This window comes from Bacillota bacterium (assembly GCA_012842395.1).
Taxonomy (GTDB): domain Bacteria; phylum Bacillota; class SHA-98; order UBA4971; family UBA4971; genus UBA6256.
Genome location: DUSX01000002.1, coordinates 92842 through 110271, shown reverse-complemented (window position 1 = coordinate 110271; position 17430 = coordinate 92842). Strand labels below are relative to the sequence as shown.

Sequence of the window (17430 nt, the reverse complement as noted above, 5' to 3'; positions counted from 1 at the left end):
TCCGTGACAGCAAATCGATATATAGTGGTTAGATATAGCATTCCACACAACATGTAGGTTTCCTTGTGGATAACTTACAAGTGTGCCGTAGCTGAGCACGGTGCCATAAGTTTTCGTCTCCTTTCTTGACGGCGTTAGGGTTGCCGGTGCTTGTACGACGCGGCGTGGAGAATTCGGATGTCTCCCGCGCCGAATTCGAACGAGGCGCGCCGCAAGCGCGCCGTCCCCAGAGGGCAAGGCCGATAGTCTAGGGCAGGACCGCCCCACCGAAAAGTAGCACGAGGTTTTGGCGACACACACGTACTCAGTGACGGTTCAGTGTACCCTCGCCGTCTGCCATCTGCCGGCCCGGAAGTGCCTGGCTGCAAGGGCAGACCGCACAGCCCAGTCAATGCAAGTTACGACCCAGACGGCCGGGAGACCGAGCCGGAAGACATAGATGGCCAATATCACGAGGGGCATCCGGACCAGCCACGTGCCGGCGGCCGTTATGACAAGCGCCGTGCGCGTGTCTCCGGCGCCCCGGAGAGAGCCACAGAGGGTATCGGTCATCCCTATGAATACCTGTTCGAAGGCGGCTATCCGAAGACACACCGATGCCACCTGCACAACCGCCGGATCGCTCGTGAACACTCCGATGATGAGACGCGGCGCCAGGAAGAACGCCACCGCGACGCTCCCCATGACCGCCAGCGAGTGGCGCAACGCCCGATAGCCGACTTGCACCGCTCGACCGGCCTTGCCAGCACCCAAGTTGTGGCCCACGAGAATGCCCGCCGCAACCGCAAACCCGTACCCCGGCATAAAGGAGAGCGACTCGGCCGCGACCGTAACTTGGTTTGCGGCGAACGCGGCAGTCCCCAGCCCGGCGATGATGAAAGACGACACAACACGGGAGCCATTCATGAGCCCCTCCTCTGCCGCCGCGGGCACGCCAAGCCTGATCAGGCTGCGCAGCGTGGGCCCGTCGATTCGCAAGACATGTCTCGCGCGAAGGTGCACGGCGCCGTTCTTGCGAAAAACGGCCCTGAAGGCAAGGATGCCGCCGATGACGTGGGCAGCAAGGGTCGCGATCGCCGCGCCCTGCACACCGAGAGCGGGAAAGCCGAGCACGCCGAAGATGAGCACGTAATCGCCGACGAGGTTCAAGGAGTTCATCACCATCGTTATGTAGAGCGGGGTGCGCGTATCGCCCGACCCACGCAGGATGGCGGAACCGACCTGCAGCGGTATGAAGAAAAGCGCGCCCGCGCCCACGATTCGCATGTAGTCACTGCCCGGCCCGCTCACGTCCCGCGCGAAACCGGCAAGACGGTAGACCCAGGGGGCGGCGACAACGGTGCATGCGGCAAGCAAGACCCCGAGCACGAACCCCGCGAGAAGGCCCTGGCCTGCGGAGAATCCGGCCTTTTCCGCGTCTTCGGCTCCGACCGCCCGTGCCACCATGGCTTGGACACCCACGCCGATGGCCGCGAAAATCCACGCGCATGTCGAGTACACGTTGCCCCCGAGGCCCACAGCACTTAGGGCTTCCGCGCCGAGACGGCCCACCATCGCAGTATCCACAGTCCATACGCAGGTGTGCAGCACCATCTCCGCGATGGCCGGCCATGCGAGTTTGCGGATTTCGCGGTCCAGCTCGACCGCTTCAACTGGCCGGTGCAAAGCGTGGGCGAGTTCCGTCATCTCTTTGCCTCCGTTCTCCCCAAGTGAGGGCACAAAAACGCTCCCCACTCTCGGGAGAGGTTGCCCGTGATGCGACAACGGGCGTCACAATCCGGCTATGGGCCTCACGCGCCGCATTTCGGCTGACTACGCCGCGCTTTGGGCCGCCGCGCCCAAGCGCGACACTGCCGACTTGGACTCGAGCCAGGCTTCCGTGCGAAGCCGAGCTCTCGTGGTCCGTCGGGAAAGAGGCAGCCGAAGCGCTCGGGTCCGTCCTTTGTCACCGGGAGGACGCGGCCATCGCGTGGACCGGCTCGTAGTAGTCCTCGGACACGAGCTCTCGTATGATCTCTCCGCCCGAGGCAACGCTCCGCCACACGGCAACGCGGATGCCTTTCTCTCCTCCGTAAGCAACGCCTTGCTCCCCAAGGCCGCCCGCGGCACCGCGCTCTCGTTCATCCGGGCTGCCAACGAGCCTCGGCCTTTCGGTCTCAAGTGGTTCCGTGATCACCCGGACGTCAGGCGGGTCTACGAGAGGCGCGCTGGCCTCCATCACCAGTCTATTGCCATCGACTCGCGCGCTCAAGGTGACGGGCACTTCGAACGGGTTCCGAAACTTCAGATCGTATTGGCCTTCCGCCACCGTCGCATCGAGCCCCGGTGGGACATAGTCTACGGGCCTCGAGTGCGGGTGTCGTTCGAGGATGTCGAGTCCGGCCAGAAGCGCCACATTGTACAGGGTCGTCGATACTTGGCACACCCCGCCCCCGATCCCAGGGGCGCTCTTGCCCCCGGAAATCACCCGGGCTTCTCTGTATCCGGCCTCAGCGAGCCTGGGCCCCACAACCCGGTCAAACGAGAACTCCTCGCCCGGCTGGAGCACCACCCCGTCAATTGCCGCCGCCGCCAGCGTGACGTTGTGATTGCGATTCCTCTCCGGGTCCTTGAGCGTTGTGGAGAAGGTCGCGAGGACCGGCTCCGCGCAAGAGATGCTCGAGCTCTTCGACTGACCGAACACGTCGGGCGAATACATTCCCCAGACCCTGACAGGCATGACCCGATAATCCCCGGGCCGCTCGGCCCGAATGGGGTAGACGATCTCGCTTTCGCCTTCCTTCAGATACGCGCTGAAGAAGACGGTCTTCTCGTCGCGGACTTCTCTCCTGCCGTACCAAAAATCCCAGCTGTAAGCATCTATGGGATCGTCCGGGGCCTCGAAGCCCGATGGCAGTGGGTCCTCGATTATCACGTAGGTGTACGCATTGTCGGCCTTGATGTTTATGCGAACGTATATCTCCTCGCCAGGCTTGACAGGACCGGTTACAGGCTCGTACACGTAAGCTGCGCCCGCTCCTCCGGAGCCGCGGCCTGCGCCTGCGCCTGCGCCGCCGGCGCCCGCGTCGCTGCTTCTGCCCTCGTTCTGAGCCTGGGCCGCGCCGCTTGCAACCCGCCGGTAGTACCCACGAGTCACCGCAATGCCTTCCCCACCCGGCGCCACGGACCCTGCCAATGTGTAGTATTCGCAAGAGACGGCGTAATAGAGGTTGCCGCTCCCGCCATCCCTCGAGATGACGAGCTCGTTATGCCCTCGGGAGAGGTCGCGCGGGTCCACCGCCAGCTCCAGCTCTCGCTCGAAGACGCTCTTGCCTGTGAAACGGAACCTGCCGATCTCCTTCCCATTGATACTAACAGTGGCGGTGTAGTTGGGCAGAAGCTCATCGCGGAGCTTGAGATACTCTGCCAGTGCGAACACGGCAGCAGCCGTGTCCTTTGTGGAGAACCACGCCCCGCCTTGTCGGACGCCCGAAAGCCATCTCACCGCCCCGGGGATCTTGTCGTTCTTTGGGTCTACCGCGAGCAGCGCCATGAGGGCGTAGGCCGTGGTCTCCACGCGATTGTCCGCCCAATACCGCTCTCCCTTCGGCGCGTTCCAGTAGGTCTGCGTCGCGTCCCCTCGCGCCGTCGCTAGAAGGTCCTTGAAAACCGTCCGGGCGTCCTCGGTCCTGCCCACGTTGCGAAGGGTCAGAACGAGAAGCGCAAGCGAGTATTCGGAGAGCTCATCGCGCCGCGCCAGCATCTCATCGAGCCTGGGAAGGTTCTTCATACCCACCTCGGACATGACGTACAGCTTATACACGAGGTCGTCAACGTCCCGCGGCCGGTTGACGAGGTCGGCAAGGGCGGCCTTGCCGCGCGAAAACACCTGCTCGTCTACGTCGAACCCGGCTGCCCGGGCAGAGTGCAACCCGTACACCACGTAGGCAGTCATCCTCGGGTCGGTCTTGTCATACTCCCACCATCCCCATCCGCCGTCGTAGTGCTGGTAGCGGTACAGCCTGGCGAGACCCGCTGAAACCATCCTGGGGAGGCTCTCTTCGATGCCGGGTGCCTTGACACCCAGGTCTCGCATGACCCGGGCTACTACGACACAAGGGAGGAACGAGTTCATGGTCTGCTCCACACAGCCGTACGGGAATGACACCAGGTATTCGAGCGCTCCGAGTGCTGTTGCAGCCACGGACGGCGCGAGACGCACCTTTACGCTCGTAGTCCCTTCAAGCACGTCCCCCGGCAGGTCGAGCTGCACCGACGCTTTCGCCTTGCCGCGGTCCGCGGCACCGGCAGAGACCTCCCCGGCCTCGTGCAGCTCATGGCGGACCCCGAAGGGAAGCACCGGCACGCTCACCTCGAGCGCATCTCGCGCCCGTCCGGCGTCGACCCGCGCGGATGCAACGAAGCGCGCGGGACCCACCTTGCCGCACTCGACCTCCCAATCGATGGCGGCCTGTCCCATCGGGGCGAGTTCCACGATGCGCTGGTCAGCGCCTTTCAACGTGACGCCCTGGGCTTCGAGAGAGACCCTCGCCACGACCTCGCGCCCCGTGTAGTTGTGCACGACGGTCGTGACGACGGTCCGGTCCCCGAGTCTGAAAAAGCGCGGCGTCGCGAGCCTGACGATGAGGTCCTTGGTGGTCACGACGTCCCGGGTCGCCGACCCAACCTGTGTCTTCAATGTCTGGGCTCGCGCCGTAGCACGCCACGTGGTGAGGTTATCCGGCATGGTGAACTCGATCCTCCCAGTTCCGTTCCTGTCCGTGACTATCATCGGGTTCCAGAACGCGGTGTCCTGGAACTCCTTCCGCACGTCTTCCGAGCCGGCCTCCTTGTCGGCGCCGCCGTAGTACCACTCAGGGAACGAGTAATTCGTGACAACCCTGTTCCAGACGGACCCGTAGAACGCTTTCTTTATGTCCGGCGCGATCTCGGGTTGGAGCGCGTAAATGGACGCGTCCACGACCCCGAGCGAAACCTCCGACTGCACCGGCCGACCCGCCGCATCCGTCGTCTTCACCACGTATGTGGCCCTCTCGCCGGGAGCGTAGCTTTCTTTGTTGGGAATGATGCTCACATTGAGGTATTTGTCCTTTGTCGACACGTAAATGGCCTTTTCCCTCGTGAAGAGCCTTTTGCCATGGACCAGGGTCACCGTGAAGAACGCGTTCGGCACGTGCTCGCGCGTGACCGGAACTTCGAAAAGCATGGTGTGCCCGGTGATGTGCGCGACCTTGTGCCAAAAGATGCCGCGGCCCTCGACCGCGACGACGGCCCATGCGTCGTCGAACGCGGTGTTGACCAACACCTTCGCCGTGTCCCCGACCTCATAAACATCCTTGTCGGTCACGACCTCTATCTCCGTGCCGCCGTAACTCGGCCAGCGGCTCGCCCCGCTCGTGACCCATAGGTATGCCTCGGAGGCGATGCGGTTCCCTCGCTGGTCGGCTCCGGCCACCTCCACGACGTAGGCCCCTTCCTCACGTGGCGCGAATTCGAAGCTTCCCTCACCGCCGGATCCCGTGACGAGTTCACCGCGCGCTTCATTCCAGCGCTTGGCCTTCGAGCCCTCCCACGTCTCCCGCATGGCCTGCCATTCCAGGTGCGTCGGAAACGGCTTGCCGTCCACGGTTTCAGCCTTAACCCTCACCACCACTGGCCTGCCCGGCTCCACGACATAGGCCTGCGGCTGAACGCTCACCTCGAACAGGCCCCGCGCCACGGTTACCGTGGCTCTCCCGGCGACCTCGCGGCGGCTCTCGTCAGTCACGACCACCTCGATGAACACGGTCCGGGTCTGGTCGGAGTCCTGAGTCTTTATGGTAAATGACGCGTGCCCGCTCGCATCCGTCACGGCCTCGCCCGAGGCGACGAGCTCACCGTAGTACCCGAACCCCTCGTCATCGACTGGGTAGTAACCGAGGTCTTCATACGCGTAGTACGGAAAGTAACGCGGCTGGGAGTATGCGGCATATGTGACCTTTGCGCCTGGAACCGGCGCGCCGAAATAGTATGCGGCCTTCACCGTCACAGGGATCTCGTCCCCTGCCACATACAGGGCCTTTGCCGTTTCCACTTGTACCTGGTACTCCGGCTTGCGGTACTCGGCCACCTTGAACGCGCCAGAGTGGGTGCTGCCCCTCACCGTGGCAAGCACTCGGTACATCCCAAGCGCCGGCTCGTCCCCCAACACGAACTCGCCAGCGAACGAACCGAAGCCGTTGGTCGCAACCTCGGTCTTGTAGACGCATGCGTCGCGCGCGTCGCGCACTTCCACCCGGACGGGCTCGCCCGATAATACCTCATACCCATCGCCTGTATCCTCGCGGAGAATGCCCTTGAGGTACACGCGCTGGCCGGGTCTATATATGGGTCTATCCGTGTAAATGTACGCCTTGTAGCGGGAGTCCTCCCAGTAGTACGACGAGGTCACCTGCGCGAAGCTCTCCCCGGATGTGCCCACCACAGCCACGCCCCTTGGAAGGCCGGGAGCGTTCAAGACCCACAAGCCGTCTTGCCCCGTGTTCCCACCCCCGATCCTCTTGCCCTCGCTGAATACCGAGACGTTTACACCACCCATGGGCGCATCTTTCGCAAACGAATGTGCATATACGAGGAGCTCCCCCTGGGCCTGTTTGGTTACGAGGCCGAGGTCGGTTACGAGGATCCAGGTTGCGGCCTCACGGCCGTGGTTATCTCGGGCTTTCACGACGTAACCCCCGGTCCCGCTGACGGGCACGGGCACGCTCAACGTGAAGTCGCCCCCTCGTTTGTCTGGCTTCGGATACCTAGCGAGCTTCTTCATCGGCGCCACGCCGCTCCGCGGCAGGAGTTCCGCTGCCGAGCTAAGAGACCCGTGCGTCTGGTAATGGCTTGCAGGGTCAAATCTCCAGACCGCAATATCAACCCTCGTCGCGGCCCGTCCCCGGACGATCACGGACGGACGTTCAGAAGGCGCCCACACCCGTTCCTCCGCGTACATGTACAGGTATCCCTTGTCTGTGCCGTCCGCCGAGAGCGGCTTTGCCAGGAACACGAGCACAGCCGAGACAGCGAGCGCGAGCACGGCCACGTAACCTGCCCGCCGAGGGAAACGTGCCTCCTGTCGTCTCATCGCGCCTTACCTCCTCCGCTTTGCGTTCTTGGCGGCAGGGCCTTCCCGAACCGTTCGGTTTCGAACACGAGTAGCTCGAACGCGTCAGCCGGCCCGATACCAGCTTCGCGTTTCGCCCAGGCGACCTCGTATGCGCCCGTCCTGGCCTCGCCCGGCAGGATCACGCCCGACCGGCCGTTCGCCATCACGACGACGCCCTCGGTGCGGGGGTCGATAGGAGCCCCGGGCGCGCAGCGTCTGAGCCTCCCGACCACGGACACGCAATAATCAAGTCGTGCCACCTCATCGGCGTCCACGGGCGGGTGCCGCGGATCCGATGTCGCCGCCATCCGCGCGGCGCATGCGATCTCCTCGGCAAGCGAGGCCTCCATGGGGTAAACCGTCCCCATACATCCCCTCACCTTCCCATCGAGGATCAGCGCGACGAAGACGCCCGCCGGGACCCCGAGAAGGCGCTCTTCGGGAGCCTCCTCGGCCGTCGGGAAGCGCATCTGCGCTCGCGCGCCTGTCGCGTCGGCGACCGCACCACGAGCGATATCGAGGACCGCGTTCTCAAGCGCAGGGGTGTGAGCCGCCTTCAGGCGGCTGAGGAAGTCGCCGCGCCCCTGCGCCCCGTCCCCGGGCGGGTTGGGGTGCACTACCTCAGAGAGGACCGGGCCTTGGGATAGATCCGCGCTCGACATCCGCAAGCCCGGCTGCCTAGCTCTCATTACGCCGTGCCATCCCCCGCCCCCGGCGGCCGCCGCGATGGCAAACCCGACAGCCACGCCGGCCAACGCGAACAGGACCACGCCCCGGACGAGCCCAGGAGGTTTGGGTTTGCGGAGTCTCTCAAACAAGATCTCTTCCCGCCCCTTCAGCGTTTAGTGCTTCTCTAGTGCCTCTCCGGTGCCTCTCCTTGGTTTTCGACTCTGTGGACTTCGACTCTTCCTTGTGTCTTCCTCTATGAAGTCCCAGGCCGCGTTTCCACCCAATAGCGCTCCCGCGGCTGGGCCATGCAACGGGCGGCCAGGAGCGAAGGCAACACCGCTTCGCACGCGGAATAACATGTTGTGAGAAAGTGTCGACCCCCGAACCGGGCAGGCCCTGCACACGACCGGCCAACCCCGGTGGAGGGCATACGACGCCGGGAGGGAACTTTTGTGATCACGTATATAGTCCAGCCTGGCGACACCCTTTCGCTCATTGCGCAAAGGTTCGGGACCGCCGTAGCCGCGATCGTCAGGGCCAACGACATCACCAACCCCGACGTGATCTTCGTCGGACAAGTGCTGCAGATCCCTGTGACTGCGGCGCCGCCACCGCCGGCTCCGGCTCCTGCTCCTACCCCCGCCCAGCCCCCGGTCATTTCGGTGCCGGCGGGCTTCCGGCCATACATCGTGCAGCCTGGGGACACTCTTGCGGAGATCGCAGCAAGGTTTGGGACCACAGTGGAAACGCTCGCGTCGGTGAACCGCATTCCCAACCCCGACCTCATCGTGGTAGGCCAGGTATTGTTGGTGCCCACGAGACCGGTGGTCGCGGTCCCGACGCCGCCGCCGCCTGTCCTGGCACCACCCACGCCGCCGACTCCGCCCGCCGTGCCGCCAGGACCGCCTGTTCCTCCAGGGCCACCGCCAGCGCCGCCCGTGACCGGCTTGAACCAAGTCTCGGTGGTGCAGGACGGCCTGCGGCATACCTTCATAGTAAACAAGCTCACATACGCGCAGGGCGAACCAGTGCGCATGAGCCTGAGTAAGACCAACCTCACCACCGGCCCCGTTGCGATAACTTACCGGTCAAGCCAGCGCTTCGACTTCATCGTCGCGCGAGACACAAGAGAGATCTGGCGCTGGTCCGCGGGAAAGTTCTTCACTTTCGCGATAGAGCGCGTGACGCTGCCGCCCGGCCAGAACCTCGTCTTCCAGCAGACGTGGAACCAGACCACGAACGAGGGAGTGCCGGTCGGGCCGGGTGTGTACACCATCACAGCGGTCAATACGGGGACCGGGGTGAGGTTGAGCCTCCAGATCACGATAAGGTGATGATTGGCTAAGGTGACAGCTCGAATCGCCGCGCTCGACTCCCGCCATACTTAAGGTGTATAATCTGTGGGAAGACATGCTCCGGCGATTCTGACCAGGGAGGCGTGAGTTGTGCAGGACAAGATCGAGAAAGCCTTGGCGAAGATCCGCTCCGCTTTGCAGGCACACGGGGGCGACGTCGAGCTCGTCAGCGTGAATGACGGCGTCGTGAAGGTCAGGCTCACGGGGGCCTGCGTAGGCTGTCCCATGTCCGTGATGACCCTCAAGAACGGCGTGGAGCGAGCCCTCAAGGAAGAGGTGCCCGAGGTCAAACGGGTGGAGGCCGTCTGATCGCCGCGCCGACTGCTTTCGTCAGGGTTGCCGGCGGCCGCAAGGCGACAGGCCGTGCCAGCAAGCCGACCACTCGCACTTGCTCACGCCGAAGGTCAGTGGGGTGGTACGCGTAAGTTGAGCCCCGCCGTTCGTTCGCCTGGCGGACGCCGGCAACCCCCGGGACGATCGAAGAGCCGAAACGCGGCTATCCCAGGGGGCGGGACATGCGAGCTGGGAAGCCGCCGAAGCCCTAGAAAACCCAGGACGCACCCAGGCTTGCGACCCGTCTCAGCGTAGCCGGGTACGACATCTTGCCCCGCGCGAGATCATCCTTTATGCGCGAGACGTCAACCCGGCGTGCGATGAGGCTGCGCAGAACCCCGGCGGTCCGGACGTATCTCCCCACCAGCACCGCCCCGGTCAAGCGGCTGCCACGGAAGACGAGCCGTGCGTAATCGCCTTCGTCGCCGCCCTTCGCGCCAGCGAGCGTGTGCACTTCGTCGCCTTCCTCGGGCCTCGTCCTGCCGATGGCCGCGACGCACGCGCCTCCAAACGTGACAGTGTTCATCCCGACGTCGCCGGGGTACGTCACGCGTAGGCCCGCCATGTTGTAGCCCGCCACCCTGCCCTGCCAAACCGCGCTGCACCATAGGGCGTTCAGAGCAACCGCGCCCCGGGCGATATCGAAGCCTTCAGCCAGGTCGCCCGCGGCATATACCCCGGGCATGTTGGTCTCCATCAGCTCGTTCACGATGACCCCACGACCCGTGGCGATGCCCGTGCCCCGCGTGCAGAGAAGGTTGGGAATGACGCCTTTTCCGACGACCACCATCTCGCAGTCGATATTCTGACCAGTGCTGAGGATGACACTTTCGACTCTCCCGTTGCCCTCAATCCTCGTCACATCGCACCCTAAGAGTATGTGAAGCCCAGGGGTCCCCTGGAAAACCTTGAGCACCGGCGCGGCATCCTCAGGGGCCGTAACCTGCGACAGCAGCCGCCTCGAAGACACAGCCATCCATACCTCGAGCCCGCGGGCCAGCAGGCCTTCCGCAGCCTTGAGGCTGACGAGCCCTCCCCCTATCACGACAACGCGCCGGGCGAAGGACACGGCCTGGGCTATTCTCTCGGCGTCATCGAACGTCCTCAGGTAGTAGACCCCAGGAAGCCTCACGCCGCATACATCGGGTACTTGCGGCGAACTCCCCATAGCGAGGAGCAGCTTGTCGTACATGAGCTTTTGCCTGTTGGAGAGCTCGACGACCCTTCCTTCCGGGTCGATATGGGTTGCGGCCACCCCGAAGAGCGTCTTGGCGCCGTTTTGCTCGTAGAAGTCCTCGCCGACGAGAAACAGGCTCGGAAACCTCACCTTCCCCGCGATCCAGTAGGTCAAGAGGATCTTCGAGTAGAACCGCCACCTCTCGGGCGATACCACCGTGATATCACCTGTGCGGTCCACCTCCCTGATCGCCTTCAAAGCGCTTATCCCGGCAGGACCATTCCCGAGGATCACGTACTTCATGAGGCCATCCTCCATCCCATGCGCACGGCTTGCGGGCCTCGCGCGTTTCTCCCACTTCGTTCTCCCTGTTGACGCCCCTTCTCGTTGGAACGCTCGTTCCTCTCTTCTCTTTGTCTCTTTTCGGTCCCTCAAGCATGTCCCCTCAAGCGTGTCGCCCCGCGCCGGCCTCCAGCCGGCCAGCCGCGCGGTGGCAGGCGCCCGCACTAAAAAGGCGGGTTGCGGGCGCCTGTGCCACGCCTAGCTATCCCGCCTGTCCCCTCGCCCGTCACCCTCCTGCGACTGGCGAAAGGAAGCTTATCGTGTCGTCATCGTCCAGCTTCGTGTCAGCCCCTTCCAAGAACTGAACGTTCCGGCCGTTTACGAGGATATTGATGTCTCGGCGGATCTCCCCATCCTCTGTCACGATCTGGCGCGCGAGGCGCTCTCCGAAGCGGTCTTGGAGGACCTGCACCAGCGCCCGGAGGCATGGGGCAGATCCCGCTGGTATCAAGACCTCGTCGGTACCCGCCGCCTCTTTCAGGAAGAAGAAGAATCGGACGCGCAACGCGTGCACCCCTCATTCACGCACACATGGTGAGCCCGAGTCGCTCCAGCGTCTCGTCGGAAGGCTTGCCGTCCTCGCTCCAACCTCTGGCCGAGTAATACTCGGCGAGCATCTCTTCAAGCTCGCACACATTCCCAGCAGCCGGGCCCTCGGGCATCGGCTCGGTGAGAAGCCTCGGTACCAGCGAATCGTCAGCCTTCGTGAGTCCTTCCCTCATGTTGAAGAGGCGCTCTAGATTCCAGATGCGCTCCCCGGCCAACACTGCGTTCTCAGTGGTGAAGGGGAGCCCTGTCGCGAACCGGAGCATGGTCGCTACGTCCTCCGCCCCCAGCGCGAACGTGGTGAATAGGCACATCCCGGCGGAATCCACGAGCGCGGTCACGTCCTGGAACGCCTTGACCAAGGCAGCCTTCCCCTCTTTCACCAGCGGGTCGACCTTCTCCGGGACGCCGAGCACCTCGGAGGATATGGTGTACCCTCTCACGTGGCACCCGCCCCTGTTGGACGTGGCGTAGTTCAATCCGATGCCCTTCACGGCACGCGGGTCGTATGCCGGGTACTCCTGCTTCTTCGCAGTCATGGAAAGCTCCGGATGCCCGAACTCCGCCGCAAGACGGTACGAGCCTCTCGCGAGCATGTCACCGAAGCCTTCGCGGTACCCGGTCTTGCGGGTTGCCTCAACCACGGCGTCGGCATCGCCAAACCTCAGAGCCATATCTGTCGCGCCCTCCGGCAGATAACCCTTTTCGTACAGCTCCATGGCGCACGCGATGGTCGACCCCATGGTTATCGGGTCAAGGCCGAGCTCGTTGCAGATGTGGTTGGCCTTGGTCACCGCCTCGAGGTTGTCGACGCCACATGCCGCTCCAAGCGCCCAGATGGCCTCGTATTCGGGCCCCTCACCCTGCCCTTTGTACTTGCCGCTCTTTATCACGGTAGGCCGCCCACATGCGATGGGGCAGCCAAAGCATGCGCGCTTCCTTACGAGAAGCGTCGCAGCCAGCGTCTCGCCGGATATCTTCTCAGCACCCTCGAACACGCCGGTTTGGTAGTTGCGCGTCGGAAAAGCCCCGTGTTGGTTGATGACATTCACGAGAACGGGCGTCCCGTATGTTGGAAGACCCTGAGACGTCACGGGAGACGCCTTGATTTTCTTGAAGGCCGCCAGCACAGCTTCCCTGAACCGCGACGGATCGGCTACTTTCACGTCGCCCGTTCCGCGCACCACGATCGCCTTCAGATTCTTGGAGCCCATGACCGCGCCGACGCCCGAGCGCCCGGCGGCGCGGCCCTTGTCATTCACCACGCACGCAAAGAGCACGAGCTTCTCGCCCGCAGGGCCTATGCATGCCACCTTTGCATCCGGATCCGTCTCTTGGACAAGGATATCTGTCGTCTCGGCCGTGGTCTTCCCCCAGACGTGCCTCGCCGAGCGGATCTCGGCTTTGCCGTTGTGTACCCAGATGTAAACGGGCTCGTCCGCGACCCCCTCCACGATAACGGCGTCGAAGCCCGCGTATTTCATTTCGGCAGGGAAGTGCCCACCAGAGTTCGATCCCGCAATGAACCCCGTGAGCGGCGACTTCGTGACAACATTGTAGCGGCCCGCTGAGGTGGCCGCGGTGCCAGTGAGAGGGCCCGTGGCGAAGATGATCTTGTTGTCAGGACCGAGAGGATCTACACCGGGCCCGAGCTCGTCGTAAAGGATCTTGCTGCCGAGACCTCTCGCTCCGATGTACTTCTCGGCGAGGTTGGGGCACAGGTCTTCCACGCTTATGGACCGCGTGCTAAGACAAACCCGAAGGATCTTTCCCGTCCACCCGAACATCACGCCTTCACCTCCTGAAGGGCGCTCTTCAGCCTCTCGCCCACGGCTTTGCGCTTACGCAGCGCGGCTTCGTCCGCCTGGACGTACTTGATAGCGTCCCACGGGCAGAACAAGACACATTCGGGCTCACCGCCGCAGAGATCGCATTTCACGACCTTACCCTCGGCGGGCGAGTAGGCGATGGCCCCGAACGGACACGCAGCCTGGCACATCCTGCAACCTATGCACTTCGCGTCATCGATGACCACCGCCCCCGTTTCCGGGTGCCGACCTATGGCGCCGGTGGGGCACACATCTTGGCAAAGGGGTTCATCGCAGTGCTGGCACGTAACGGGAAAGAAGAAGTTGTCTTCGAGAAACGTCGCGACGGTGATCCTCGCCTTCGCAGGGCTGAACGACCCCGCCTGTTTCGCGGAACACACCAGCTCACAGATACGGCACGCCGTGCACTTCTCATGCTCCACTAGCAGGACCTTCTCCAAGGCACCGTCCCCCTTTCTTCGCATTTTAATATACAATTCGTGAAGTCGCGTTGGATTCCTTCTACCGCATCGAAACTCACGGAAGGCGTGAATCGAGGGCTGACGCCGTTTCAAAGGCCATCTCGTCGAGGGATGGACGGTACAGTTGTACGCGGTTCCCCCCTGATCCCTTCGCCGCGTACATCGCCCGGTCCGCCTTATCAAGGAGCACGAGGGCATCCTCGCCATCATCGGGGAAGACGGCGATCCCGGCACTTATGGTGATCTTCAGGATGCGTCCGTTGGGCCCCACGAAGCCCGTCTCGGAAACCGCGTCCCTGGCCCTTTCCAGAGCCGCGAAAGCGTCTTGACACCCGGTATTCGGCATGACGACGGCGATCTCATCACCGCCGTATCGAGCCAGATAGTCCGTGGTGCGGAACGTTTTCTTCAGAGTGTCCGCTAGTTGAGTGAGGATCTTATCGCCTGCGAGATGCCCAAAGGCATCGTTAACGCTCTTGAAGAGGTCAAGATCTATCATGCTCACCGCCAGCGGCTCCCCATACCGGGCCGCCCGCTTGAGCTCTATGCCGAGGACGTCAAGGAGATAACGGTGGTTGTAGATACCGGTGAGAGGGTCGGTTCGTGAGAGCGCAAGAACCTCCTGTCTCAGTCTCCTTTCTTCTTCAAGCAGCATGCCTAAGAAAAAGCTGATGAGAAGCAACATTGCGCCCGTAAACACAAGCCTGCATAGGTTGAGCCCGGATAACCCTTCCGGGGCTTCTCCTGCGGCCAGGACTGCAACGGAAAGGGCGCAAGCGGCGATGGCGGTCGCGAGCCCGGCTTTAAGACCGAATCTGAGGGTGGCGGCGAGTATTGGCAGCGCGGCTAACGGCCAGAAAGGGCTCGAAGGCCCGCCGGAGACATATATGACGGCCTCCACGATGGCTATATCTGCGCTGGTAAGCAGGAGCTTTAGCCAAAGGCTGTTCCCGAGCTCGGTCGAGGCGAGGCGCCGCCTGACCAACACGTACGCAGGACCTATAACCGCAAGCGAAAACGGAAAGAGCCCTGGCTGCCACCGGATCTCATCGAGGAACGCCACGCCCACCATCACGGATACAACGGCAGCCGACATCCAGAGCCTGTCGATGACCAGCGCATCGCGGCCTGTAAGAATGCCTTCTCGATCAGGTCTTTCGCGGGTCACTTCTCCGGCCTCGCCTTACCGCAACTGCGGGGAGCTTGCTGGCGATCGCAAAACATGTGGGCCAGTCGAATCTTGCGGCAGCACTAATGTCTACGCCCGGTCAAGCCGATATTTCTATAAGGGAACGAGTCGAACACAGGCACAGGCCTCTTACAACGTTACTATGTGCCCGTGACAGACGACGCCAGGGCTTCCCTAACTCCCCCGTGTCCTTGATTTTACCATAGCACCTGAAGGAAAGCAATGGCAAGTGAACTTCATGTTACCTGAGCAGAAGTAATGATGGATAGCTGACACATCTATGACAAAGTCCTGGTTAGGAGGAAATGGGCAAACCACGGCGAATCCCCAAGGCGAATGTCGGAAAATGGTATGACATGCAACAGATCCCACCTATCTGAACAAGCTGCGAGGTCTGTCGCAAGAGCCTCGCGCATGGAGGCGGTCCCATGAGAAGCAGGCTTTCTTCCGGCGAGCGTCCCACCAGATCCTGGCGAGCGAGGCTCGCGAAGATCAGGCCAAAGCCGGGCATAGGATCGAAGATCATGGGCATGGTCGTGTTGCTGTTACTGCTGATGGGTGGCGTGGCATACCTAGGCATGTACGGCATGCAGGTGCAGGAAGGCGTGTACTCAAGGATCCTCAACGCTGGCGTGCCGCTGCAGAGGCATATCGACAGCTTGCGGATCGCTACGTGGAAGAAGGCCGCGACAATCCTGTCGTATGCTTTGACGCAAGACGAAGGAGTCCTGAAGGAATTCGAAGCTACCGATGAAGCCTCGAAGACAGAGCTCAGCAACATACTGACCGTGATGCCTGACGACAGCGCAAGTGCGCAGTACCTTCAGCAGCTCGGCGACGCCAACAGCAGGTTCGCGTCGCGCGCGAACGTCGCAAAGATGCTGGTCCAGTCGGGCGATTCGCAAAAGGCCCTCGAATTCATCCGCACGGACGGGCTGCCCATCATCACCGAGCTCAGCTCGGTCGCTGATGAGTGGATCGCTTCGACCAACAAGGAGCATGCGAATCAGGTGGCGGCTGCGACAGCTCAAAGCAGACGGGTAAGATTGATCCTAGTGGGGGGAATGGCCGCGGCCGCCCTCGTGGGTCTCTTGATAGGAATTACCCTCACGTGGAACATCACCAAGCCGGTCTCACGGCTCACGCGAGCGGCACGCGAGGTCGCCAGCGGCAACCTCTCGCAGGATATCCCGACCTTGAAACGCAGCGACGAGATAGCCACGCTCTCCCGAGCCTTCGCAGATATGTTGTCAAGCCTCAGGACGCTTGTTTCACACATCGGCGAGTCTTCGCGCGAACTCGCCTCCACCGGGGAGAGTCTTTCCGAGAGCGCCGCAGGGGCAAACCAAGCAACCACCCAGATCGCTGAGGTCATGAAGACCGTGGCCGCGGGGGCGTCAGAGCAAACCCGCCGAGCCCATGAGACTCACAAAACCATGAATCAACTGGGCGAGGCCATAGACCAGATAGCGAGGGGCGCCGAAAACCAGGTCGCGTCGGTGACGGAGGCAAGCGATACCGTCTCGCAGATGGTGAGCGCCATTGACATGGTGGCCAAGAGCGCGGACTCCCTTGTTCACGCATTTGACGGAATGCGGGCCACGGCCCTCTCGGGCAAGGAGGCTGTCGGCAAGGCGATAAACAGCATGAGGAGGATCGCGGACCTCATCGCTGAGACAGCCGGAGCCACCAAGCAGCTCGGGGAGGATTCCATAAGGATCGGCGACATAATCGAGGTCATCGACGAGATAGCCGAGCAGACCAACCTCCTCGCCCTGAACGCTGCCATAGAGGCTGCCAGGGCGGGCGAGCACGGCAGGGGATTCGCCGTGGTGGCTGACGAGGTCGGAAAGCTCGCCACGAGGTCAAGCGAAGCCACTAAAGAGATCTCTGCTATCGTCGAGAAGATGCAGAATAGCGTCGGGACAGCCGACAAGTTTATGAACGTGACGGCAACGGAAGCACAAGGCAGCAACGCGCTCGCAGGCGAAGCCGGCAAGGCGCTTTCGGACATAATGGGTGCGGTGGAACACATGGCCGCGGAAGTGGACGCCATCGCCGACCTCGTTCGAAAGATGGCGGCCCATAGCACGCGGGCAATCAAAGCCATCGAGAGCGCTGCGAGCATAACCGAGGAAAATACGGCGGCCACTGAGGAAATGGCGGCCGCCAGCGAGGAGGTGCGAAAAGCCGTCGAGGCGGTAGCGTCGGTCTCGACCCAGACAGCCGCCTCAGTGGAGCAGGCTTCCGCCTCGACCGAGGAGATGGCTGCAACCATTGCAGAGGTAACAAGCTCGGCACGTCGCTTGGCGGAGCTCGCTGCCGACCTGAGCAAGCTCGTAAGCTCATTCGCGGTGTGAGGTGTGAGCGTCAAGGCGCCTCAAACGGCATGTCTCC

Annotated in this window: 11 protein-coding genes; 3 read left to right on the top strand and 8 right to left on the bottom strand. The window is 62.7% G+C overall.

From position 1 onward, the window contains the following. Nucleotides 1-315 precede the first annotated feature (315 nt). The 3 genes from GX515_00775 to GX515_00765 all read right to left on the bottom strand — a co-directional run bounded on the left by GX515_00775 (nucleotide 316) and on the right by GX515_00765 (nucleotide 7950). Nucleotides 316-1686, bottom strand: a complete 1371-nt coding sequence (locus GX515_00775) for an MATE family efflux transporter (protein ID HHY31545.1) — start codon at nucleotides 1684-1686, stop codon at nucleotides 316-318. A 259-nt stretch (nucleotides 1687-1945) separates the two neighbouring features. Then, on the bottom strand, nucleotides 1946-7111 hold the full coding sequence (locus tag GX515_00770) for a hypothetical protein (GenBank protein HHY31544.1): 5166 nt from the start codon (nucleotides 7109-7111) through the stop codon (nucleotides 1946-1948). Beyond that, nucleotides 7108-7950 carry an AMMECR1 domain-containing protein gene (locus GX515_00765; GenBank protein HHY31543.1) on the bottom strand — a complete coding sequence of 281 codons (843 nt, stop codon included), beginning with the start codon at nucleotides 7948-7950 and terminating at the stop codon, nucleotides 7108-7110. Before GX515_00765 ends, GX515_00770 begins: the two co-directional genes overlap by 4 nt. A gap of 303 nt (nucleotides 7951-8253) precedes the next feature. On the opposite strand from GX515_00765, the gene GX515_00760 reads away from it, so the two are divergent. Both GX515_00760 and GX515_00755 read left to right on the top strand, forming a co-directional pair. Continuing rightward, the gene (locus tag GX515_00760; protein HHY31542.1) at nucleotides 8254-9135 is read left to right on the top strand and encodes a LysM peptidoglycan-binding domain-containing protein; all 882 of its coding nucleotides are present in this window, start codon (nucleotides 8254-8256) and stop codon (nucleotides 9133-9135) included. 111 nt (nucleotides 9136-9246) lie between these two features. Continuing rightward, nucleotides 9247-9465, top strand: a complete 219-nt coding sequence (locus tag GX515_00755) for a NifU family protein (protein ID HHY31541.1) — start codon at nucleotides 9247-9249, stop codon at nucleotides 9463-9465. A gap of 232 nt (nucleotides 9466-9697) precedes the next feature. Here GX515_00755 and GX515_00750 read toward each other — a convergent pair whose 3' ends face one another. From GX515_00750 to GX515_00730, 5 genes are all read right to left on the bottom strand, one after another. After that, nucleotides 9698-10969: an NAD(P)/FAD-dependent oxidoreductase gene (locus tag GX515_00750; protein ID HHY31540.1), complete on the bottom strand. Its 1272-nt coding sequence runs from the start codon at nucleotides 10967-10969 to the stop codon at nucleotides 9698-9700. Between the two features lie 265 nt (nucleotides 10970-11234). Further along, on the bottom strand, nucleotides 11235-11513 hold the full coding sequence (locus tag GX515_00745) for a MoaD/ThiS family protein (GenBank protein ID HHY31539.1): 279 nt from the start codon (nucleotides 11511-11513) through the stop codon (nucleotides 11235-11237). A 16-nt stretch (nucleotides 11514-11529) separates the two neighbouring features. Further along, nucleotides 11530-13341: an aldehyde ferredoxin oxidoreductase family protein gene (locus GX515_00740; GenBank protein HHY31538.1), complete on the bottom strand. Its 1812-nt coding sequence runs from the start codon at nucleotides 13339-13341 to the stop codon at nucleotides 11530-11532. After that, nucleotides 13341-13823, bottom strand: a complete 483-nt coding sequence (locus GX515_00735; protein HHY31537.1) for a 4Fe-4S dicluster domain-containing protein — start codon at nucleotides 13821-13823, stop codon at nucleotides 13341-13343. Before GX515_00735 ends, GX515_00740 begins: the two co-directional genes overlap by 1 nt. A 76-nt stretch (nucleotides 13824-13899) precedes the next feature. Next, entirely contained in the window at nucleotides 13900-15012 is a 1113-nt protein-coding gene (locus GX515_00730) for a GGDEF domain-containing protein (protein ID HHY31536.1), read from the bottom strand. 449 nt (nucleotides 15013-15461) lie between these two features. Between GX515_00730 and GX515_00725 the strand changes: the two genes are divergently transcribed. Beyond that, entirely contained in the window at nucleotides 15462-17393 is a 1932-nt protein-coding gene (locus GX515_00725) for a HAMP domain-containing protein (protein HHY31535.1), read from the top strand. Nucleotides 17394-17430 lie beyond the last annotated feature (37 nt).

Bases quoted from the DNA above. Each gene is read 5' to 3' on its own strand.
- GX515_00775 (HHY31545.1), bottom strand. From the start codon at position 1,686: ATGACGGAACTCGCCCACGCTTTGCACCGGCCAGTTGAAGCGGTCGAG.
- GX515_00770 (HHY31544.1), bottom strand. From the start codon at position 7,111: ATGAGACGACAGGAGGCACGTTTCCCTCGGCGGGCAGGTTACGTGGCC.
- GX515_00750 (HHY31540.1), bottom strand. From the start codon at position 10,969: ATGAAGTACGTGATCCTCGGGAATGGTCCTGCCGGGATAAGCGCTTTG.
- GX515_00740 (HHY31538.1), bottom strand. From the start codon at position 13,341: ATGTTCGGGTGGACGGGAAAGATCCTTCGGGTTTGTCTTAGCACGCGG.
- GX515_00725 (HHY31535.1), top strand. From the start codon at position 15,462: ATGAGAAGCAGGCTTTCTTCCGGCGAGCGTCCCACCAGATCCTGGCGA.